Raw genomic sequence first — 20,593 nt, forward strand, 5'->3', positions numbered from 1 at the left:
GGGGGTAGGGTGGCGACCCCGAGAGGATTCGAACCTCTGACCCACAGCTTAGAAGGCTGTTGCTCTGTCCAGCTGAGCTACGGGGTCCTTGCCATCAATGGGTCCAGTTCTCGCTCCGGCCCCATTTGAAATTGTCGGCATAGGATTTGCGCTGCGTACGCTGCGGCGCCTCGGGCTCCACCCAATAGGCGATGCCGTTGCGCTCGGCATAGTCGATGGCCTGCTCCTTCGTCTCGAAGGTGAGCCGCAATTGCTGCTTCATGTCGGCCGACGATGTCCAGCCCATCAGCGGGTCGGCCGTCTGGCGCAATTCCGGCTCATATTCGAGCAGCCACATATCGGCCTTGCCCTTGCCGGACTGCATGGCGTTGCGGGCAGGCCTGTAGATCTTGGCGGTCATGCCGTCACCTTCTTCAACTGCGGATGGTCGGGGTGGCCAGATTCGAACTGACGACCCCCTGCGCCCAAGGCAGGTGCGCTACCAGACTGCGCTACACCCCGTCTCCGCCCGCACGGCTTAGCGAAATCGTCCCAAAGGGGCAAGGGATCATCCGCCGGCGCCGAAAATGGGCGTAATCAGGCGGTCCCCGGGCCTGATCTTGAGCCGGTGGGCGGTACCGGCCTTGACCTCGAGGACGGCATAGATGGGGACCCCCGGGGTGATGACATCTTCCGAATAGGGGACCGTATTGTGGGCAATATAGAGCACCTTGCCGTGGTCGTCGGAGAAGATCATGTCGAGCGACAGCGGTGTGTTCTTCATCCACATGGAAACGCTGCGCGTCTCCTTGAAGTCGAACAGCATGCCGCGATTATCGGCGAGCTCGGTGCGGAACATGAGGCCCTTGGCCCGATGGGCGGGAGTCGCGGCGAGCTCGGCGGTAAAACCGGTCTTGAGGGCACCGCCGTCGCTTTCGATCGTGAGCGCCACGAGCGGCATGCCCGATGGGGTCTCGGCCGCGGCGATCGTAACGATGAAGAAGCTGAAGAAGAAGGCTGTGATCGCGCGCATCACATCATTTCCCGCAATTACCGGTCGGATGGGCACCCTTGAAGCGGCTTTCCATCCAGCTCACCACCGCACCGGCGCTCTTGTCGGCGATCATGCCGTGATCGACTTGCGGCATGGTGAGGTAGGATACCGATTTTCCGCTCCGGCACAAAGCCCGCACAAAGTCCGCAGTGACACGGGGCTGCACGAGCGAATCCTGTCCGCCCTGGGCGATGAGGATGGGCGCGCCGATTCCCGATCCGACCGGGGTATTGCTGGCGAGCAGTCCCCGCCAGGGTTGCCGGGAGCCCGGATCATAGTTGAGGAATTTGGATCCCAGATCCTGTTCGGCCGATAGCGCCGCGAGCTTGCCGCCCAGATCATCGACGCAATGCTTGTCGATATGCTGGACGATCTTGAGCGTGTTGTCGTTGAGAAGCCCATCGAGCGGGAAGCCGAAGCTGCGTGACCAGGAGAGCAGCGTCATGGCGGCCAGGATGCGTCCAGCAATTGTGTTGATGTCGTCATCGAGCAGGGCGCCGAGACTGGTCGCCGGAGCGGCGGCCGCGACGCCGAGCAGGGCCAGATCGGCGGCATGGGAACTGGCAAGGACGGCCGCGAACAGGGCTGCATGCCCGCCTTGCGAATGCCCCCACAACACATATCTGTTGCTGGCTTCCGCTTCGGGCAGGAACCGGATGGCCTTGACCGAATCGAGCACCGCCTGTGCCTCGCCGGTTCCGATCAGATAGGGCACCTGGCCGGCAGCTCCGAGGCCCGGATAGTCGGTGGCGACCAGCGTATAGCCTTTGACGATCATGTCCTTGGCCCCCGGAATGGCGAGCGGATCGGAACGCAGCGAGGGCGCACATTTGCGCGCGACACCGGTTGTGGCATGCGCCCAGGCCACCACCGGCCGCGGCACGCCATTGTTCGGGAAGGTCGAGACCATGGCCATGCCCGACACGCCGATCTTCTCGCCCTTCAGATTCTGCGAGACATAGAGGATGCGCCAGGCCTTGGCGCGATAGATGGAGCCGATCTGCATCGGCGCGGCGCGGATCAGCGTGCCGGGCGGACCGACGAGATCTTCCGGTCGCACGGTGTAGAAGATGTCGAGCGGCGAGACGGGCTTGGCTACCGCAGGTAATGAGGCTGCGAGAGGGAGAAGACCGGCAAGAATGACAAACAAATGCATAACGATCTTGCTCATGCGCACTCCGCTGTCGGCCGTCGTCCGGAGGCTATCGTGAAGCCGGTCAACACGCCAGCCATATCGGGCGTGATACCCGACCCGATACTCTTGTTTACCATATGAAACCGTGGCCAGCGGGGCCGGTTACAATTGACAGCCGGATGACATGCCTGCGATCTATGGTGCCTGCGAAAGGGCAATCCCCAATGAGACTCATATTGCCGGTGACGGTTCTGCTATCGAGCCTTTCGCTGCCTGCTGCCGCGCAGGAGCCGAGTTATGCGGCGAAGCTTAGGCTCTATTGCTCGGCCACATCGGTTGTGGTGCGCGAACGGGCGAAATCGGAGAGCTACGACACCGCGAGCGCCATCGCGAAAGTGACGTCTCGTGCAAGAACGACAAGAGCCTGCCGCGCCCCGATTGACTATAACTCAGCGAATGGAGTGCGATCGTGCTTTTCATGATCATCGAACGGTTCACCAACCAGGATGGCAAGGCGGTCTATGCGCATCTGCGCGACAAGGGGCGCGGGCTTCCCGACGGACTCAAATATATCGACAGCTGGGTCGAGCCCAATTACGACCGCTGCTTCCAGCTGATGGAGTGCGATGATTTGCGGCTGCTGCAGCAATGGATGCTGCACTGGCACGGCCTTGCGACATTTGAGGTGGTGCCGGTGGTCACGGGCAAGGACGCGCGTGAAGCGGTCAGTGCGCGTTTGCCGCCACCGCCCTGATTTTCCCCCTATTCGAGGAAATCCCCGCATTTGGGCGCCGGCAGCGAGCCCCAGGGCATGATGGCGACCGTCGTCGTCGAATTCTGCGGGCTGCCCTCGATGAGCTTGTCGGTATAGCTCAGATAGACGAGCGTGTTGCGCTTGGCATCGCAGCCGCGCGAGATGTGGAATTTCTTGAAGAACAGCGAGCGGCGCATGCGATAGACATCGTCGCCCTGGCCGAACTTGCCCTTGAAGGAGACGGGGCCGACCTGCCGGCAGGAGAGCGATGTCTCCGAGCGTTCCTCGGCAAAGCCCGCCCAGCCGCTCCAGCCGCCGATTTCGGGGACAGTGAAATGGCAGGCGACACCTTCGATGAGCGGATCGTCGATCGCATAGGTCGCGAGCTTGGCGTCCGGTGACAGCATGCGCCAGACCGTCGTCTTCTTGAAGATGAGCTCGGGATCGTCGGCTTCCTGAGCGGCAAGTGGCGCCACTACGGCAAGACCCAGGACTGCGGCGGCAAGGAATTTGGCAAGTCGGCGCATGGACAATCCTTCCTTTCGGTAGGAGACAAATGGGCCTGTCGGGCCCGAATTCAAGACGCGATCTTGAGGCGTTCGAAGCCCGCCTTGATGTCGGCCATGAGGTCGTCGGGGTCTTCGAGGCCGATGTGAAAGCGCAGGCAAGTGCCCTGGCGCGACCAGGGCCTCGCGCTGCGCACCGGTTTGAAGGGAACGCAAAGGCTTTCAAAGCCGCCCCAGGAATAACCCATGCCGAAGAGCTCGAGCCCGTCGAGGAAGGCGCCAAGGGCGGCTTCGCTTTGCGGCCTGAGCACCACCGAGAACAGGCCGGACGAGCCGGTGAAGTCGCGCCGCCACAGCTCGTGGCCCGCAGCACCCGGAAGGGCCGGATAGAGGACCTCTTCGACCTCTGGCTGGCCGCGCAGCCATTCCGCGATCTTGAGCGCGCTTCTCATATGCCGCTCGAGCCTGACATCGATGGTGCGTAGGCCGCGCAAGGTCAGATACATGTCATCGGGCCCGGCGAACTGGCCGAGCGTCTCATAGCCATCCTTGAAGCGCGGCCAGGTGGCCTCGTTGCAGGTGACGGCCCCCATCATCGCGTCCGAATGGCCGACGATATACTTCGTCGCCGCATGCACGGAGATATCGCCGCCATGCGCGAAGACATTGAAATAATGGCCGCCCGACCAGGTATTGTCGACGACGACAGTGGCGCCTGCCTTGTGCGCAACTTCGGCAATCGCCGGAATATCCTGCACCTCCATCGTCTGCGAGCCGGGGCTTTCGCAATAGACGATGCGGGTCGAGGGGCGCATGAAGGCCGAAATGGCGCCCCCGAGAAGCGGATCATAATATTCGGTGACGACGCCCCAATTCTTGAGCAAGCCATCGCAGAAGGAGCGCACCGGCGCATAGACGGCATCCGTCATCAGCAGGTGATCGCCGGGCTTGAGGAAGGAAAGCAGCGTCGTGGTGATGGCGGCGAGACCCGATGAGGCCACCTTGCTGGCAAAGCCGTTTTCGAGTGTGGCGATGGCGGCTTCGACCGAGCGCGAGGTGGGCGTCCCGCGCCGGCCATATTGATAGGTCTGCTTGCGGTCCTTCAGCTCCTGATAGGTCGGATAAAGAATGGTCGAGGCGTGATAGACGGCCGGCGACACAATGCCGTGCTCGGAGAAGTCGCGCGCGGCCGAGATGAGCCGGGTTGCCGGTTTCAGGGTCTTGGGATCGGATTTGGATTTGGCCATTATGAGGATCATGCAGGGAAAGATATGGGCTTCCGGTTAGCACGGACTGTGGCTAAGGGAAAAGGCATGGGTGACATGTCGCCACTGGGGAAGCTCATTCTGACCGTCATGCTGTGGGGGGTGCGCTTTGCCGCTGCGGCGATCGCTGCGATTGCCGCCATCTTCATCTGGCAGAAATGGCTTTCCGCGGCGGACGAGATCACGCGGCAGGATTACACCTTCCTCGCCATTCTCGTCGCGCTGCTCATCGCCGCCCTCTGGTTTGCCCGATCCCTCGCAAGGGAGTTGCGAAGATAGGCTTCACGGGCCAGCTATTTGCCGCCAGGCTTCGTAGAGCGTCGAATGCAGCAATTGCGGTCGGCTGCCGAAGCGCACCACGACCAGATCCTTCTCCGGCATCAGATAGACCGCCTGGCCGCCATTGCCCATGAAATAGGTGAAGCGGCCCTGCAGCTTCTCGCCCGGGCGATCGAGGATATCGTGCCAGGCATGGAGCCGGTAGGCGCCCTGGCGCAGCTCATCCGTGCTGAGATCCTGGCCAAGAAACGCCCGGTTCGATTCATCGCTGAGGAGCGGGTGGCCGGGCGTGCCGTTATGCATGATGAAGCGGGCGGCGAGCACCCAGTCGCGCGCCCTGGCATAGAGGCAGCAATAAGCGGAAATATCGAGACCCGCGCCATAACGCCGCCAGCGCGCATCACGCGACCCGGACGGCCCCCAGATGTCATGGGACAGGCGGGTATCGAGAGCCGGAAGCAGGCTCCCCAGAAGGGCGGTGTTGACGTTCTGGTAGCTGAACACGCCGCGCCGGCCGGGATCGCTATGCAGCCTTTCCACGACGCCCTTGAGACCGCTCGCATGCAGGCGGGCCATAGGACCGAAGGGATTGGAGATGGTCGCTTCGAGATTCTTCCGCGGCTGGCCTGATGCCGTCTTCATCTCGTCGGTCTCGAAGATGATGCCGCTCTTCATGTCGAGGAGGTCGCGCGGCGTCACGCCGAGCGCGGGGATGGGCGCATCGAGCTCTGGAATCTCGCCTCGTTCGGCTGCCTTGAGTGCCAAGAGGCCAACCAGGCTCTTGGCCAGCGAAAACGAATTGAACTGGGTGTCGCGCGAAAAGCCGGGGGCGTAATATTCGAGTTGCAACTGCCCGCCCTGATAGACGAGCAGCGCCTTGCCGCCGCTTTCCTGAAACAGTTTCGCGAGGCCGGGAGCAAGTGTCGTCTGCAGCGGCTCGCCCAGTTCCTGCGGTTGCGCGGCGCCGGCGATGTCGGCGAACGCGCCATGCGCCGGCCATTCGGGTGTCGGAAAGCCTTCGGCAAGGAGATGGGGCAGATAGGGCGCATAAGCGAGGGCGCCGGCCGAGAGAGCCAGGGTGACGAGGAGGGCGCGGGCGAGCCAACGCAGATGGGGGAAGCGCAAGGGAGCTCTCAAAGCAGGCAGGAGACAATGATCGATCGCCATTGTGGCGGATTTGTATCTAGATTCCGAAGGCCTGCTTGATCTTCAGGGCGCATTCGGCCGGGGTGGCCTTGCTCGTATCGACCTCGAGATCATAGGTCAGGCCCTGATGGACACGATCAAATTGCCAACGCGCAAGCCCGATCATGCGGTCGCCGCGCTGCCTTTCACGCTCTTCGAGGACCGCGAGCGGCGCGAAGACGCTGACAAGGGAGACGTCGAAGCCGGCGAGCAGCAGCTTGTAATCCTCCCATTCGGCAGAGAGCATCACTTCATCCACGATGAGATCATTGCCGGCTCCGGCAAGGGCGGCCACGGCACGCCGCATACCGGCGAGCGTACGCGCGCCGACACTGCCGGTCCTGATGGCGACCGCGGGTCCATAGGGGCTTGACGCAGGCTCGGGAGCAAAACCTTCCGGATGCCCCCAATAGCTGGCGGGCAGCATGTCGATGAAGGCGTCCATCGCCACAAGCAGGAACGGCTTGTCGGCGATCTCCTGCAACGCGCGGGCGATCGAACTCTTGCCGGCGCTGCCGGCGCCATTGAGGATGATGATGCGGGCCATGAGAGGAGGAGATAGCGGTTTTTCCCGGATGCGGGAACTGCCCGGACGGTGGAACCAGTTTCCGCCCCATCCATTGACATAGGACGATACGACCATGGAGGCACACATGATCGACGCGGGTGGTACGATGTGGATTCTGATAGCCGTTGTGGGCGCCGTAGTGCTGGCGCTCGGCCTGTTTTATGCATCGCAGCAGGCGAAGGAAGCGCCGCGCGATGCCGTGACGCTGAACCTCAAGGACGAGATGACCCGGCAGAACTTCTCGGACGAGGCTGTCGAGGAGAAGCCGCTTTTCGCGGAAGCCGAGGCGACGCCTGAGCCGATGAAGGTCGAGGCGGAAGCGAGCAAGCCGGCAAGGAAGCGGCGTCCGCGCGTCAGCAAGCAGCGTACGCGGCGCAATGAGGAGCGCCCATCGTCGCACGCTGTACATTGATCCGGAACCAACATCTCTGGCTCACGTTCGCTATGGACATTCCTGCAAGCGAAGGGAGCCCATCATGGGATTTTTCTCTAAAGACATAGGCACGCTGAACGATCTGTTTCTGCATACGATGCGCGACATCTACTATGCCGAGAAGAAGATCGTGAAAGCTCTTCCCAATATGGTCGACAAGGCGACCGACGACGGTCTCAAGACTGTTTTCGAGCGCCATTGCGATGAGACCGAAATCCACATCGAGAGGCTGGAAAAGGCATTCCAGATGATGGGGGCGGAGGCCCGCCTCGTCAGCTGCCCGGCAATCGAAGGCATCCTGGACGAGGCCGACGAGATTTCCGGCGACATCGATGACGACATGGTCATGGACGCCGCTTTGATCGCTGCCGCCCAGACGGTGGAGCACTATGAGATCACCCGCTATGGCACGCTGATCGCCTGGGCGCGCGAGCTTGGCCGGGCTGATTGCGCGGCCCTTTTCGAGGAGACGCTGGCGGAGGAAAGGGCGGCCGACCACACGCTGTCCAACCTCGCCGAAAGACGGATCAACCTCAAATCGGCCGCCTGATCACCCTTCGCCCTGGCGGGCTTCGGGTGACGTGCCGCCCCAAAGGAGGGCCTGCCCTCCGAAGCCCGCAGGGCGAAGGAGGGTTGAACCGGGGCCCGCAACCCAGTACCTAGCTCTCCGGAATGGAGAGCAGGCGAATGAATTCAGAGCTGCGCATTGCGGACAAGAAGGACTGGCTGAAGGGCGCCACCGGTGATTGGGAAGTCATCATCGGCATGGAAGTTCACGCCCAGGTCTCGTCCAAGGCCAAGCTGTTCTCGGGCGCTTCCGCCGAATATGGCGGCGAGCCCAATGACCATGTCTCGCTGGTCGATGCCGCCATGCCGGGCATGCTGCCGGTGATCAATGAATTCTGCGTCGAGCAGGCGGTGAAGACCGGGCTCGGCCTCAAGGCGCAGATCAACCCGCATTCGGTGTTCGACCGCAAGAATTACTTCTATCCGGACCTGCCGCAGGGTTACCAGATCTCACAGTACAAGCAGCCGGTGGTCGGCGAAGGCGTGGTCAGGGTCGATGTCGAGGACGGTCATTCCATCGATGTCGGCATCGAGCGCCTGCATCTCGAGCAGGACGCCGGCAAGAGCCTGCACGACCAGCACCCCAATATGAGCTTCGTCGATCTCAACCGGTCCGGCGTGGCGCTGATGGAGATCGTATCCAGGCCCGATATGCGCTCGGCCGACGAGGCCAAGGCCTATGTGACCAAACTGCGCCAGATCATGCGTTATCTGGGCACCTGCGACGGCAATATGGAGCAGGGGAGCCTCAGGGCCGATATCAATGTGTCGGTGCGCCGTCCGGGCGAGCCCTTCGGCACACGCTGCGAGATCAAGAACGTCAATTCCATCAGGTTCATGGGTCAGGCCATTGCCTATGAGGCGCGCCGCCAGATCGGTGTCCTGGAGGATGGCGGCAAGATCGACCAGGAGACCCGGCTTTTTGATGCGAAGAAAGGCGAAACCCGGTCCATGCGCTCCAAGGAAGAGGCGCATGATTACCGCTATTTCCCCGATCCCGATCTTCTGCCGCTGGAGCTCGAGGCTGACTGGATCGCGCACATCAAGGCGGCCCTGCCTGAGCTTCCGGACGAGAAACGGGACCGGTTCATCAAGGACTATGGCCTTTCCGCCTATGACGCCGACGTCCTCATCGCCGAGCGCGCTTCCGCCGCCTATTTCGAGACGGTGGCAAAGGGGCGCGATGGCAAGACGGCCGCCAACTGGGTGATCAACGAGCTCTTCGGTCGCTTGAACAAGGAGGGCAAAGATATTGAAAATACACCGGTTTCGGCCGATCAACTGGGCGCCGTCATCGACCTGATCCAGGCCGGCACGATCTCCGGCAAGATCGCCAAGGACGTGTTCGAGATCGTCTGGACGGAAGGCGGTAACCCGGCGGAAATCGTCGAGAAGCGCGGCCTCAGGCAGGTGACCGACACCGGCGCCATCGAGAAGGCGGTGGATGACATCATTGCCGGCAATCCCGACAAGGTGGAGCAGGTGAAGGCCAAGCCGACCATGCTCGGCTGGTTCGTGGGTCAGGTCATGAAAACCACCGGCGGCAAGGCGAATCCCCAGGCCGTTAACCAAATTCTGCGCCAGAAACTCGGGCTTTAACCCCTGCCTTAAGATTTTTCTTAGATTTACCAATAAGTTATACGAAGGTTCCGATTCGCCGTATTTGGCGCTATAGTCCGTACCCGGATTGTTGATGGGGGGCGCGCGCTGTTAGGGCCGCGCCAATCGGAGGTTTGAATGGGCAAAGCAGCCAAGAAGGTCGCAAAGAAAGCGACCGTGAAGAAGTCTGTTGCCAAGCCGGCCGCGCGCCGGCCGGTGAAGCCGTCGGGGCGCTCGAAGCCGGCCGCCGTCGCCGTATCCGGCAACAAGGAGCGCTTCACTTTGCACGGCTTCGCGCTGTCAGGCCCCACTTACACGGTGGCGCTGATGCTGTCGCTGTGCCGGCATCCGTTCTCCTATATCCACGTCAATTTGCGCGAGGGCGCCCACAAGCAGCCCGATTACCTGGTGAAGAACCGCTACGGCCAGGTGCCGTGCCTGCGCGACGGCCAGATCTTCCTCAGCCAGTCGGCCGCGATCCTCGAATATCTGGCGGGCAAGCTCGGCAAGTTCGACGGCAAGACCGAGTTCGAGCAGCAGCGGGTGCGCGAGTGGATGTTCTGGGTCTGGGACAAGCTGGCAGCGCCCATCTACCGCTTGCGTCAGCGGGCGCGGGGCCTGCGCCAGTTCGGCGATGAGGTAAAGGTCATGTATGATACCGAGGCCCGCGGGGCGCTGGCGGTGCTCGACCATGAGCTTGCCAAGTCGGACTGGCTGACCGGCCGCAAGCCCACCATTGCCGATATCGACGCCTATGGCGTCATCCGCTATGCCGCCGAAGCCGGCATGGACATTTCGGCCTATCCCAGGATCGCTGAGTGGAAGAAGCGCTTTGAAGCGCTTCCCGGTTTTGCTACACCCGAGCAGCTCCTGCCGCTGGAAAGCCGGCTGCTGTAAGGAACTCTGAGGCCAGAATTGACAGTCGAGACTGAGGCCGGCCCGCGCGAGCCGGAATTGGAGGCGGATGAGTCTGCGCCTTCACCCAAGCCCCGCCGCAGGCGCGGCCGCTTCACCTGCTTCATCGGCTTGCTTTTCGGCATTGCCGGCGTGCTCGCCGGCTGGTTCGGCAAATTGTGGATCGCCTTCGATGTGTTCGCCCAGTTCGCGAACCACTTCTGGCTGATCGCCCTGGCCTTCGCGCTCGGCTTCGTGATGCCGCGGGCGCGGGTGCTGACGGCGCTTGCCATCATCATCATCGGCATGCTGGTGATCGGCATCATCCCGCAGCGGAACGCCGCGACCTATCCTGCTCCCGGCATCCAGGCGCCCGCCGGCACGCGCCTCGTCCGCATCATGTCGTTCAACACCTGGATGGGCAATGCGAAGGTCGAGGCGATTGCCGCCGAAGTCGAGCGCAACGACCCCGATATCCTGGTGCTCCTGGAGTTCGGGCCAGAGAAGCGCGCTCTGCTCGACCGGCTGCGCGGCAAATACCGGTATCAGGAAGACTGCGTGCATCTGGAAGACTGCTACATGGCGGTGTTCTCCAAATATCCGATCGCCGATTCAGAGAGTCATGCCGTTTGGGAAGGGCCGCCCATGATGCGCGTCACTTTCGGCAATGAGCTGAGCGGCCTCACCATCATCGGCGCGCATACGATCCGTTTTCCCTATCTGCGCGCCCAGCTGGCGCAACTCGGGCATCTGGGCGACCTGGTGCGCCGGCTGTCCGGCCCGCGCATAGTGATGGGTGATTTCAATGCGACGCCATCCTCGCGCCTGCTGGCGACCTTCGAGGAGCGCTCCGGCTTGCGCCGGCTCGACGGCTGGCTGCCCACCTGGCCGGCGCGCCTGCAGATACCGCAGCTCGCCATCGACCACATCTTCGCCAGTGCGGAAGTGAAATCGGTGGAACCGGTGCGCATCGGCAAAAATGCCGGGTCCGACCATTTCCCGGTGGTGGTACGCGTCGCCATTCCGACGCCGCTTTAGGCTCTCAAAGCCTCATGCTGGTTAGCGCCGTGTAAATGCGGCGCCCCAGGCGCTTACGCCAATCACCTGAAATGATTCGGTAAATCGTGACATGGCGGAAGCGGGCTTCAGTCCCCGTTAAGCCTGCCGCTTAACGCCGTCTTGGCGTCCTGGAGTGCATCTTTCCCTCGCACGGTCATCAAAAAAGGCCGGCGGTGGGACAAGTCAAACAGAAGGGACAGGAGCATGAGGAGCTCTAGCGGGTCGTCGGCTCAAGCGACGGAGGCGGCCGGCACATCGGTCGAGATGCTTTTTCATCTCGGCATGATGTATTGTCTGGGCCGCGAGGTGGCGCAGGATTATGTCGCGGCGCATAAGTGGTTCAATATAGCCGCCCTCAGGGGCAGCGCCGAAGCCCGGCATTATCGTTGCGAGATTTCACGCGAAATGACATCACTGCAGATCGCCGAAGCCCAGCGTCAGGCGAGGGCCTGGATCAGCAGCCTGCATTGAGGACGCTGAAGCCGCTCAATATTCCAGCGAATGGTCTTCGCCATGCAGCTCCTGCTCGCCGGTGAAGCGCCGGAACTGGCTGTCGAGGATCTTCTGCTCGCGCTGCCTGCGGTAGATCTCCGACTGGATCAGATCGGCATTCAGGTTGATGTTGTCCTGCTCGGAATTCAGGGACGGCAGGGGATCATTGTCGGGTGAGTAGGTGTGGCCGCCGGGAATGAAATTCTCGGCCGCCAAAGCGGGGCCGAAAAGCGCACCGGCGAAAGCAATAGTCAAGATAGTCCGGCGCATTCACGTCTCCTGATATCTGGCCTGACAGGGCCTTTATCGCGCGTCCCGATAAGATTCACTTAACTTTGTCAATCTCGCACGGTTGCAGGCCTTAGGCAATCACGCCTTGCGGACGGGAAGCGTAAATAAGATTAAATTCTTTGCAAGATTCCCCTTCACAGGCGGACCAAATCCGGGCAAGACGTGGCCCGCGCCGGAGACGTGGCCGAGTGGCTGAAGGCGGCGGTTTGCTAAACCGTTATACGCCCTTAAAGGTGTATCGAGGGTTCGAATCCCTCCGTCTCCGCCAATTATTTTTCTTCAAGAAAATCAAAATGCTACTTCGGATCGAAGCTCGATTTTGCAGCAGCTTTGTGACACTAATTTTGGGATTATTTCGTTACCTAGATCGACCCACATCGCCTGTTTCATGTTGCGGTCGGCCATTTTACGACCTGACCTTCACGCTCATCGTTTGTCTCGACCGTTCGACCTAATGCGTCTTGGACGGGCTCTGGCGCGACAACCTGGCGGGCCTAGTGGATGTCTCTGTGAGTGAGCCCGATATCGGCGATGAAGGCGAAATACTGTTCTTGAAGCTTGCTCATGTCGCCGCTGTCTGGAAGGGCAGCATATTGACTGTTGGCGGCAACCTGTTCTCGATTCATGTCTTATCGTGGTCGCGCTTGTATTTCTCAATCTCGCTGGGCGATAGTCGGGTAATTCCGAACCGGTAGTCACTCGTCGGGTCGTCCTCAAGCTCTTGCTTGTTTCTGGCTTCGCAGACCGCTTTCACATCGCCGTATCTGGCGGGCAGCGGCGTGACGACATAGAGCGTCTCTGATTTGCCCTCGCCGACATTCCAGCGAGCCATCCCGAAATAGCCAATCTCGTCGTCCTGCTTATTCATGTCATTGCCCTTGTACGCCTACCAGGGCGAATTCTGAATTTCATTGTCGATGCTTCTCCAGCCCTTCCGCGGAGTCATTTAGCGTTTAGCAGTCGACCTTCGTGCATCGGAAAATATCTAATGGTGCAGTTTGGAGCACGCTCAGAGCATTCTTCTAGGGCTTGGTTTTCTGTCCTCGCCCATCCTGCTCCGGCTCTTTTACCGCTTCTGCCGGTAGCAAGCGCCGCCCCAAATTGACCCGAGGGCAATACGTCCCTATAGTTCAAGGTTTATGGGTTAGACGGATCGATTTGGCATGCTTCTGTCCCGCGGATTCTCTATTGCCGTCTGTCTGCTGGTGATTGCCGGCGCCCATAGTGCAGTAGCTTCCGACACCAAGGCTTCGGTGGAAGTGTCCTGCGCCGACACCAATAACTCCTGCAAAACTATGTGCAGGGACCAACAGTCTTCTGCCAAAATTCGTACATGCCAGGAGAAATGCTCGGCAGCTTATCGAAGCTGTCGGCGTCAAGCCAAAAAGCGACGGAAAGACTGCCAGGTCCGCTGTGTCGGGGGACAGCCAGACTCAAGTTAGTTTGGCAGGGCGAGCCTCATGGAAGAAGGGAGGGATGCGGTATCAGGACCGATACCGTCGCAACAGAAACTAGGCTCCCACCGTCTCCGCCAAATTTCACTTCCCGAACAGCCAAGCAGATTGCCTTTTACCTGGCTGGCGGAGGCGTCCAGCCGGCCTCGGCCAGCATCTCGCGGCAGTCGTTGAGGGCCAGTTGATAGTTGAGAAACTTCTGGGCCTCGGTTGCTTCCTGCCAGTTTTGCGTCTGGCAGGCGTCCTCCACTTTCTTGCGGACGATTTGCAAATAAGCCTGCCATTCTTTGTCGGTCTTGCGGAACGAATAGACCATGAAGTTGGAAAAGCGATTCTTGATGTCATAGGTGTCCGAGCCCGGCAGATTGGCCTGCCGCTCATTCGCCGCCTGCAACCAGTCTTGAAGTGTGTTCTTGAACAGTTTCATTTTCCAAACTCGCCGTCGCCGCTCTCCAGCACCAATGTAGCCGGGAATCCGTCGAAGCGCAGCTTCTCGCTCGTTTTGACAAGTCGGCCGGAATGGTCTGATCTGGGCGCTTGCCGCCTTGCCGGTATCGGCTTTTGAACAGGGCCAAACCGTGCTGGCGGCCGCATCGACGATGGGGCAGCTGCTTATTCTGCGGTCTTCAGATCGCCAAGGTCTCTGAGCCTGGTGTCGTATTCGGCGAGCTCGCCGTTGCCGCCAATGAAGTGATCAGTGACATCAAGCGGGACCTCGACTCCGGCTACGACTCCAGCCCTGTCAGCCGCGCATTCATGGCGCGCAAGCGGGCGCTCATGACCTTCATGACGCGCAGCGCAAAATGCGGGGTCTGCTGCACCATGAACAGGAAGCGCTTTTCATTGAACGGGATCACCTCGCTGGGCACGCTGGCCCGCACCGTGGCGCTGCGCGGGGCTCCATCGACGAGGGCCATCTCGCCGACGATGCCGCCCGGACCTATGGTCTCGAACACCTGGTTGCCGTCGAGAATCTGCAACTCGCCGGAGCGCACGATGTAAATCTCGCTGCCCACGTCACCCTTGCTGAACAGGATCTGACCGGCGTCGAGGCTGATCTCCTCGCCATTGCGAAAGCTACCCAGAAAATTCTCGGACATCGCGATTTCTCCCCTTGCTTCCCCTGCGTGAGGGCGAGCGTAGCAACGGAATCGTGCCGCGTCATTATTGCAGGAGCGTCACAGTGGCCGGCGAGTAGATTTGCCTGTTTTTCCGGCAGATCTCGGGAAGAAGGTGGAGACGCCTCCTTGGGAATGCGGGGCGGGCGGAGGCGTCTCCTTATTCCGCTTCGAGGGGATCAGAAGCGGCTTTTCCTGCCTTACGCTGTACAAGAACGAGACAGGATGCGCCTGTTCGGGGGGCGCATTCCGGAGGGGAGCAAGGCCCATGCCATGCCGGCCCCCCGGCCGTTGGCCATCATTAACCAGACCGTGATAGGATGGGCTTTCATCAGTAGTTTCAGTGAGTAACCGCCATGGCACCTGCAGGCCGTCCCTATTGGAAGGGCTTCCTTCGCCTTTCGCTCGTCCAGATCGCCGTCCAGATCCACAGCGCGGTCGAGCCCACGGGCTCAGGCCTCAACCAGATCCACAAGCCCTCGGGCAAGCGGGTCAACTACACCAAGACGGTGCCGGGCGTCGGCCCGGTTGAAGAGGCTGATATCGTCAAGGGCTATCAGGTGAGCGAGGATGTCTATATCGTGCTCGAGCCCGAAGAGCTCGAAGCGGTGAAGCTCGACAGCAAGAAGACGCTCGATCTCCAGGAATTCGTGGCGAAGGAGGAGATCGACCCGCGCTATTTCGAGGCGCCTTACTATTTGCTGCCGGAAGACGAGATGCAGAATGAAGGCTATCGCGTCATCCAGGCGGCGCTGGCCAAGATGCGCAAGCTGGGCATCGGCCAGATCACCATGTCGGGCCGCGAATATCTGGTCGCCGTCGGCGCGCTGGAGCAGGGGCTCGCCATGTATATCCTGCGCTATGCCAATGAGGTGCGCCCGGCCGATGCCTATTTCGGCGGCATCCCCGATGTGAAGGTGAATCCCGAGCTGGTCGATCTGGCCACCAGGCTCATTGCCGAAGGGACCACGGCGTTCAATCCGACGCAGTTCCGCAACAGTTACGAGGTGCGCCTCAACGAGCTGGTGCAGCAGAAGGCGAAGGGCCGCAAGGTGGTCGTCAAGACGGAGGACGAGGACCGGCCGAAGGGCGCCAATGTCGTCGATCTGATGGATGCGCTGCGCAAGAGCATCAAGGGCGGCAAATCGGGCGACAAGCCACCGCCGGTGAAGAAGGGCGGCCGCAAGAGATAGCGCCCATTGTCCCGCTCAAGCCTTTCGCCGGCTGAGCCTGACGGCTGTCCAGATCGCCCCGGCGATGCCGCCGACCAGGGCGCCCACCGGCATCCAGAAGAACACGACGCCCATCGCATAGGCGCCTTCCATCTGCGAGATGTTGAACACCTCCTGGGCCGCGAGGCAGAGCGCGAAGGCGATTGCCGCCCCGGCGATGAGACCGAGCAGGAAGCCACCCAAGACCTTAAAAAAGCCGAGCATCCTGTTCTCCTTTGACGGCTTGCCCCAAGGGAATGAAATGCAGTGTGAAGGAGATTCGTGGCGGCCGACAAGCTGCAATTGATGGTTGAACGGGTCGTCGTGCTCTGACTATCCTGCCCACACTCAGGGGAGGGATTTCAATGGACACAGCCAGCTCAAGCACGTCATGGCGAGCCGTCGCTATCCTGGTCGGCCGTCTGGTCTTTGCCGCGGTCTTCATCATGGCAGCGGTCTTCAAGTTCATCGATATCAACGGCACCGCGGCCTATATCGCTTCGGCCGGCTTTCCGCTGTCGCTGCCCCTGGCCTGGATCGCGGCCTTCTTCGAGCTTGCCCTGATCGCCTGTTTCCTGACCGGCGCCTTTTTCACCGAGGCGGCGTTGCTGGCCGCCGCCTATGTCATCTTCCTGGCTTTCGCCTTTCACGGCCCTTCGCACTGGCAGGGCAATCAGGCGGAGTTCGGCTTCTTCATCGACCACTTCACCTTCATGGCGGGCCTGCTCTTCGCCGCCGTCCACGGCCCGGGACGCCTGCTGGCCTGGCCCCGGACGATCCTGGGCAGGATTTAGGGCTCGATGCCGAAAGCACTGATTTACAGCTTGTGGGTCACGGCGGGCCTGCTCGTTGCCACACCGGCTTTGGCCGTCGAGAACCTCACGGTATGCGACAGCACGCCTTTCAAGCAGAAGCTAGCCCAGATCGCAGCGCAGCACCTTATTGACCAGGCAGCAAATTTCAAACGGGGAGGTGTGCTTGTCATGCGGGCTGAGGAATTGGGTGGCAGCTTTAGCCCAGGCACCTGGATTGTGTATTTTTCGAGCTTCGCTTGCGGTGAGCATGGCCTGGATGGCGGCGGTTGGGACGTCGTGATCGATCCCAAGACGCTCAAGATCCTCAAAAGCAGCTACAGTGACTTGTAGAGGTTAGCGCGTTCGACCCCACCCCTTGCGGATGTTCTTGATCCCATCGCGATAGACGCTTTCGGGCGAAGGGAAGAAATCGCGCCATACCCGGGTTGCGGCGGCGAGCGCCGGCAGCGAGCGGCCGAAAGCCTCGATGGTGAGCCAGCCGTCATACTTGCTGGCTTTCAGCGCCTTGTAGGTCGCCGCCCAGTCGACATGGCCCTTGCCGGGCGTCCCGCGGTCATTCTCGGAAATATGCACATGGCTCATATGCCGGCGGATGGTCCTGATCGCCTTGATCGGATCGGCTTCCTCGATATTGGCGTGGAACGTGTCATACATGCCGCTCACCGCCGGATGATCGACCTCATCGAGATAGTCGGCGAGACCTTGCATGGTCGTCAGGAAATAGCATTCGAAACGGTTGAGCGCCTCGAGCGCCAGGCGGACATTCTTCCTGGCCGCATGGTCGCCCGCCTTGCGGTGGAAAGCGATACCGCGCTTGCGCTCCGCCGCCGTCGGGCCTGAGCCGGTGAAATGGCCGTGGACGGAATGGATCGGGCCGCCGATGATCGGGGCGCCAAGTGCCGCACTGCAGTCGATGAACCATTTCGCGTGGTCGAGCGCTGCCTTGCGCGTGGCCTGATCGGCGCTCAGCGGATCCTTGTCGAGCGAGGGCATGATGGTGACGACGGTGCGCTCGAGGCCGATCCTGTCGAGGACCTCGCCGAGCCGCGCATAGTGATCGGGCGTCCCTTCGAAGACGGGAACCTCGACGCCGTCATAACCGGTCTTCTTGATGTCGCGCAGGAGCGGATAATGGTCTTCGCCGACATGGCCGGTCCACAGCAGCAGATTGAAACCGATCTTCATGAGCGAACCTCCTGGCTCTCGATGAGCCGTGCCACGACATCGGGCATCACCTCGGCTTCGACATTGGCGAAGGCAAGACGCAGATGCCGTTCCTGGCCGGGCCCGAACATGCTGCCGGGCAGGGCAAGGAGATCATGTTTTTGCGCCAGCCGTCTGGCGACGGTCTTGGCGTCCTCGCCGAAGGGATGGCTGATATAGGCGAAGAAGGCGCCGACACTGAGAAGGCGGTAGGAGAGGGCGGGATGCGCGAAGGCGGCCCTGAGGGCGGAAGCTTTTTCCTTGGCCCGGTCCAGCTTCTGCTGCTTCCATCCGGCAAGCGATGTGAGCCCGAAGAGGGCGGCACCTTGCGAGATGGTGGGAGCGCAGATGGCGACGCAGTCGAGGATCTTCTCGAGCTCGGCCAGGAAGGCGGGGCTCGCCGTCACCGCGCCGACGCGATAGCCGGTCAGCGCGAAGACCTTGGAGAAACTGTAGAGATGGATGAAGCAGTCGCCCCAGCCGGGACGGCTGAACAGGTCATGCGGCGGGGCGGGGTCGGCGCGGAAATCCTTGTAGGTCTCATCGATGACAAGGGCGATGCCGTGGCTCTGCGCCAGCCTGCAGAAGGCGTCGATGGTTGCGGCCGGATAGATGGCGCCTGTCGGGTTGTTGGGGCTGCACAGCACGATGGCGCGCGTGCGCTTGTCGATCAGGCCCGCGGCGTCGGCGGCGGACGGCACGGTGCTGCCTTGCGTGATGGCGGTCAGGTAGCGCGGCCTGACCCCCAGCATTTCGAGCCACATATGGTGGTTGAAGTAATAGGGCACCGGCAGGATGACATTGTCGCCGGCTTCGGCCAGCGCCATCATGGTGGCGGCGAAAGCCTGATTGCATCCTGCCGTGATGGCGACATTCTCCGCCTGGATGGCGGCGCGATAATCGGCGGAGAGGCTGGCGGCAAGCTCCTGGCGCAGCGGCGGAATGCCCAGAATGTCGGAATAGAGGCTGGTCGCCGGCAGTCGCGCCAGCCGACCGACCTCATCCGCCAGGGCTTCGGCCGGCGGATAGCTTGGCACTGCCTGGCAGAGATTGATGAGAGGCCGGTTGCTGGGGCCCGGGCTGATCCAGCTCATAGCTTCCGCGATGGGCGGTGCTTCGATGCTTCTGATGGTGGCGCTGGTGAGAGTGGTCATGGGTTTCACAGGCGTGGCAGCGTGTTTGAGACGAAGACGGATTCCTGCTCGGCAAGGACGGCCTCGGCCGTTTTCCTGTCGGGGGCCGGCCGGCCCTTGTACTGGACCGATCGGCCGCTTTCCTCGAGCAGCCTGTAGGCCTTGCCGACCCGATTGTCGGGGCCTGTCTGATGCGCCCGGTAGAGATAGTAGCTCATCGGATTCATCCTGATCGCCAGGCGGTTCTTCGGCGTCGCGACGACAAAGATGTCCTGCGACCTGTCCGTGGCACGGGCGATCGTGGCATTGACCCGGTCGAATCTTCGCCGGACGGTCGCGAGCTGGCCCGGTGCCGTCCGCAGTTCCAGATATTCGGCACCAAGCAGAATGATCAGTGCTCTGACGAAATCCTGATCCCCCACGGCGCCGGGCGGCAGATGCCGCCTGAGCTCGGCGCCGGAGACGGGCGACTTCTCCAAGGCGTCGAGCAGCGGGATGAAGGGTTTGTCCGGCAGGTTGGCGACGCCGGCCGGCACATTGACTTTCAGGGGACAATCCGCGCGGGGGCGGGAGAGTCCGAAATGCAGCGCTTGCAGCGAGGCGATCTGCTCATCGGGCGACATCACGCTGCGTGCCCCCTTGACATAAAGATCGCGCCGGAACGGCTGGTTTGCCCATATTCCCTTGAGCAGCTCCTGATCGGCGGGCGCAGGGAAGCTCTCGAAAATGGCCCGCAGATTGCCAGGAACGGCGAGATCGGGATAGTTCCAGGCGACGCTGGTCGAGCCCACATAGGTCAATTGCGCCTCAGCCATTTCCGCGGCGACCTCATGGAAGAAGAAGGGAGTCCAGACCGGATTGAAGTATTCATGGAATACATAGACCGGATCGCGCGTCCGGGCATCCTTCAACCGGTCGAGTGTGGCGGTGTTCTGGGCAAAGTAGCGGGCACCTTTCTCGGCGAACGCGTCGGCGACGGCGAGGCTCTTGGCGATGGCGCCGGGGGAAGGGGTGCCTTCGCGCCGCAAGGCAGCCTGCAGCAGCTGACGGAAGGCGAGATCCGAGGCGCGGCCGATCGCGCAGTTGTAGGAGACGAAGCACAGCCCGGCGGGCTTGAGCTTTCGGTTGAGGAATTCGACGATGTCGTGGCGCAGCTTCGGCGATATCCACGAATAGATGCCATGCAGGACGACGATATCGAAATCCGGCAGATCGCGGGCTTGCAGATTGGCAAAGCTCTCCTCAATGAACTCGACATTGTCGAGGCCGGCCTCACGCGCCAGCGCGCTGGCATTCGTGATCTGCGCCGGATTGTAGTCGATGCCGACATAGCGTCCGCTCTCATCGCCGGCGGCAAGGATGCTCAAGGTCAGGCCCTGGCCGCAGCCGAGCTCGCAGTAAGTGATCGACCCTTGCGCGCCCGGCGGCCGCACGCCCGCCAGCAGGGCATTGAGCATCAGACTGTCGGCCTTCAGGAACGGAAAGAAGCCATATGTGTATTCCAGCTCGGCGTCGAAATTTCTCTCGTCCGCGGCACTGGAAGCAGGTGGAGGATCTGACATATTGTTCCGATCGGAGGGACAGGAAGACCCGTTATGA

The 20,593-nt window shown here is 61.5% G+C and carries 26 protein-coding genes and 3 tRNA genes; 12 read left to right on the forward strand and 17 right to left on the reverse strand.

The window, feature by feature from the left end; all coding sequences use genetic code 11:
- Positions 1-10 precede the first annotated feature (10 nt).
- From DT068_RS20005 to DT068_RS20025, 5 genes are all read right to left on the reverse strand, one after another.
- A tRNA-Arg gene (locus DT068_RS20005) sits at positions 11-87 on the reverse strand.
- A gap of 7 nt (positions 88-94) precedes the next feature.
- Positions 95-400, reverse strand: coding sequence for an ETC complex I subunit (locus tag DT068_RS20010; RefSeq protein ID WP_119391661.1), 306 nt, complete (start codon positions 398-400; stop codon positions 95-97).
- Between the two features lie 24 nt (positions 401-424).
- Positions 425-501: transfer RNA gene (locus DT068_RS20015), tRNA-Pro, on the reverse strand.
- Positions 502-547: 46 nt separating this feature from the next.
- Positions 548-1,012, reverse strand: coding sequence for a DUF192 domain-containing protein (locus DT068_RS20020; protein WP_119391662.1), 465 nt, complete (start codon positions 1,010-1,012; stop codon positions 548-550).
- A gap of 4 nt (positions 1,013-1,016) precedes the next feature.
- Positions 1,017-2,204 carry an alpha/beta fold hydrolase gene (locus DT068_RS20025; RefSeq protein ID WP_119391663.1) on the reverse strand — a complete coding sequence of 396 codons (1,188 nt, stop codon included), beginning with the start codon at positions 2,202-2,204 and terminating at the stop codon, positions 1,017-1,019.
- A gap of 442 nt (positions 2,205-2,646) precedes the next feature.
- Between DT068_RS20025 and DT068_RS20030 the strand changes: the two genes are divergently transcribed.
- On the forward strand, positions 2,647-2,922 hold the full coding sequence (locus tag DT068_RS20030) for a DUF3303 domain-containing protein (protein ID WP_368904922.1): 276 nt from the start codon (positions 2,647-2,649) through the stop codon (positions 2,920-2,922).
- A gap of 8 nt (positions 2,923-2,930) precedes the next feature.
- On the opposite strand, the gene DT068_RS20035 is transcribed toward DT068_RS20030, so the two are convergent.
- Together DT068_RS20035 and metC are read right to left on the reverse strand one after the other, a co-directional pair.
- Positions 2,931-3,449, reverse strand: a complete 519-nt coding sequence (locus DT068_RS20035) for a CreA family protein (protein ID WP_119391665.1) — start codon at positions 3,447-3,449, stop codon at positions 2,931-2,933.
- A 50-nt stretch (positions 3,450-3,499) separates the two neighbouring features.
- The gene (metC, locus tag DT068_RS20040) at positions 3,500-4,675 is read right to left on the reverse strand and encodes a cystathionine beta-lyase (RefSeq protein ID WP_119391887.1); all 1,176 of its coding nucleotides are present in this window, start codon (positions 4,673-4,675) and stop codon (positions 3,500-3,502) included.
- 66 nt (positions 4,676-4,741) lie between these two features.
- On the opposite strand from metC, the gene DT068_RS20045 reads away from it, so the two are divergent.
- Positions 4,742-4,972, forward strand: a complete 231-nt coding sequence (locus tag DT068_RS20045) for a hypothetical protein (RefSeq protein WP_119391666.1) — start codon at positions 4,742-4,744, stop codon at positions 4,970-4,972.
- A 3-nt stretch (positions 4,973-4,975) separates the two neighbouring features.
- Here DT068_RS20045 and DT068_RS20050 read toward each other — a convergent pair whose 3' ends face one another.
- Both DT068_RS20050 and DT068_RS20055 read right to left on the reverse strand, forming a co-directional pair.
- Positions 4,976-6,097, reverse strand: a complete 1,122-nt coding sequence (locus DT068_RS20050) for a serine hydrolase domain-containing protein (RefSeq protein ID WP_162914332.1) — start codon at positions 6,095-6,097, stop codon at positions 4,976-4,978.
- Between the two features lie 58 nt (positions 6,098-6,155).
- Positions 6,156-6,704, reverse strand: coding sequence for a chloramphenicol phosphotransferase CPT family protein (locus tag DT068_RS20055; protein WP_119391668.1), 549 nt, complete (start codon positions 6,702-6,704; stop codon positions 6,156-6,158).
- 106 nt (positions 6,705-6,810) lie between these two features.
- Between DT068_RS20055 and DT068_RS20060 the strand changes: the two genes are divergently transcribed.
- The 6 genes from DT068_RS20060 to DT068_RS20085 all read left to right on the forward strand — a co-directional run bounded on the left by DT068_RS20060 (position 6,811) and on the right by DT068_RS20085 (position 11,748).
- Positions 6,811-7,137 (forward strand): hypothetical protein, encoded by a 327-nt coding sequence (locus DT068_RS20060; RefSeq protein ID WP_119391669.1) that lies wholly within the window; start codon positions 6,811-6,813, stop codon positions 7,135-7,137.
- 64 nt (positions 7,138-7,201) lie between these two features.
- On the forward strand, positions 7,202-7,708 hold the full coding sequence (locus tag DT068_RS20065) for a YciE/YciF ferroxidase family protein (RefSeq protein WP_119391670.1): 507 nt from the start codon (positions 7,202-7,204) through the stop codon (positions 7,706-7,708).
- A gap of 137 nt (positions 7,709-7,845) precedes the next feature.
- Positions 7,846-9,324 carry an Asp-tRNA(Asn)/Glu-tRNA(Gln) amidotransferase subunit GatB gene (gatB, locus tag DT068_RS20070; protein ID WP_119391671.1) on the forward strand — a complete coding sequence of 493 codons (1,479 nt, stop codon included), beginning with the start codon at positions 7,846-7,848 and terminating at the stop codon, positions 9,322-9,324.
- A gap of 138 nt (positions 9,325-9,462) precedes the next feature.
- Positions 9,463-10,221, forward strand: a complete 759-nt coding sequence (locus DT068_RS20075; protein WP_119391672.1) for a glutathione S-transferase family protein — start codon at positions 9,463-9,465, stop codon at positions 10,219-10,221.
- Between the two features lie 18 nt (positions 10,222-10,239).
- Positions 10,240-11,256 carry an endonuclease/exonuclease/phosphatase family protein gene (locus tag DT068_RS20080; protein WP_119391673.1) on the forward strand — a complete coding sequence of 339 codons (1,017 nt, stop codon included), beginning with the start codon at positions 10,240-10,242 and terminating at the stop codon, positions 11,254-11,256.
- Positions 11,257-11,481: 225 nt separating this feature from the next.
- On the forward strand, positions 11,482-11,748 hold the full coding sequence (locus tag DT068_RS20085) for a tetratricopeptide repeat protein (protein WP_119391674.1): 267 nt from the start codon (positions 11,482-11,484) through the stop codon (positions 11,746-11,748).
- A gap of 15 nt (positions 11,749-11,763) precedes the next feature.
- On the opposite strand, the gene DT068_RS20090 is transcribed toward DT068_RS20085, so the two are convergent.
- Entirely contained in the window at positions 11,764-12,039 is a 276-nt protein-coding gene (locus tag DT068_RS20090) for a hypothetical protein (protein ID WP_119391675.1), read from the reverse strand.
- Between the two features lie 195 nt (positions 12,040-12,234).
- Here DT068_RS20090 and DT068_RS20095 point away from each other — a divergent pair.
- Positions 12,235-12,328: transfer RNA gene (locus DT068_RS20095), tRNA-Ser, on the forward strand.
- 354 nt (positions 12,329-12,682) lie between these two features.
- Here the strand turns inward: DT068_RS20095 and DT068_RS20100 are convergent.
- The 3 genes from DT068_RS20100 to DT068_RS20110 all read right to left on the reverse strand — a co-directional run bounded on the left by DT068_RS20100 (position 12,683) and on the right by DT068_RS20110 (position 14,614).
- Positions 12,683-12,928 (reverse strand): hypothetical protein, encoded by a 246-nt coding sequence (locus tag DT068_RS20100; protein WP_119391676.1) that lies wholly within the window; start codon positions 12,926-12,928, stop codon positions 12,683-12,685.
- Between the two features lie 701 nt (positions 12,929-13,629).
- Complete coding sequence (locus tag DT068_RS20105; protein WP_119391677.1) at positions 13,630-13,941, reverse strand: hypothetical protein; 312 nt, start codon at positions 13,939-13,941, stop codon at positions 13,630-13,632.
- Positions 13,942-14,239: 298 nt separating this feature from the next.
- Positions 14,240-14,614 (reverse strand): Crp/Fnr family transcriptional regulator, encoded by a 375-nt coding sequence (locus DT068_RS20110; RefSeq protein WP_368904850.1) that lies wholly within the window; start codon positions 14,612-14,614, stop codon positions 14,240-14,242.
- Positions 14,615-14,988: 374 nt separating this feature from the next.
- On the opposite strand from DT068_RS20110, the gene ku reads away from it, so the two are divergent.
- Positions 14,989-15,825 (forward strand): non-homologous end joining protein Ku, encoded by an 837-nt coding sequence (gene ku / locus DT068_RS20120; RefSeq protein WP_119391680.1) that lies wholly within the window; start codon positions 14,989-14,991, stop codon positions 15,823-15,825.
- A gap of 15 nt (positions 15,826-15,840) precedes the next feature.
- Here the strand turns inward: ku and DT068_RS20125 are convergent, their stop codons facing one another.
- Positions 15,841-16,068, reverse strand: coding sequence for a hypothetical protein (locus tag DT068_RS20125; RefSeq protein ID WP_119391681.1), 228 nt, complete (start codon positions 16,066-16,068; stop codon positions 15,841-15,843).
- Between the two features lie 140 nt (positions 16,069-16,208).
- Between DT068_RS20125 and DT068_RS20130 the strand changes: the two genes are divergently transcribed.
- Complete coding sequence (locus DT068_RS20130) at positions 16,209-16,637, forward strand: DoxX family protein (protein WP_119391682.1); 429 nt, start codon at positions 16,209-16,211, stop codon at positions 16,635-16,637.
- Positions 16,638-16,643: 6 nt separating this feature from the next.
- Positions 16,644-16,988 carry a hypothetical protein gene (locus DT068_RS20135; RefSeq protein ID WP_119391683.1) on the forward strand — a complete coding sequence of 115 codons (345 nt, stop codon included), beginning with the start codon at positions 16,644-16,646 and terminating at the stop codon, positions 16,986-16,988.
- Positions 16,989-16,991: 3 nt separating this feature from the next.
- On the opposite strand, the gene DT068_RS20140 is transcribed toward DT068_RS20135, so the two are convergent.
- The 3 genes from DT068_RS20140 to DT068_RS20150 are packed head-to-tail and all read right to left on the reverse strand — an operon-like array spanning position 16,992 to position 20,556.
- Positions 16,992-17,843, reverse strand: a complete 852-nt coding sequence (locus DT068_RS20140; protein WP_119391684.1) for a sugar phosphate isomerase/epimerase family protein — start codon at positions 17,841-17,843, stop codon at positions 16,992-16,994.
- Entirely contained in the window at positions 17,840-19,015 is a 1,176-nt protein-coding gene (locus DT068_RS20145; RefSeq protein ID WP_119391685.1) for an aminotransferase, read from the reverse strand. Before DT068_RS20145 ends, DT068_RS20140 begins: the two co-directional genes overlap by 4 nt.
- Before the next feature lie 5 nt (positions 19,016-19,020).
- Positions 19,021-20,556 carry a class I SAM-dependent methyltransferase gene (locus DT068_RS20150; RefSeq protein ID WP_119391686.1) on the reverse strand — a complete coding sequence of 512 codons (1,536 nt, stop codon included), beginning with the start codon at positions 20,554-20,556 and terminating at the stop codon, positions 19,021-19,023.
- Between the last annotated feature and the right edge of the window lie 37 nt (positions 20,557-20,593).

The sequence above is a fragment of the Taklimakanibacter lacteus genome, assembly GCA_003576695.1.
Lineage (GTDB): Bacteria > Pseudomonadota > Alphaproteobacteria > Rhizobiales > Aestuariivirgaceae > Taklimakanibacter > Taklimakanibacter lacteus.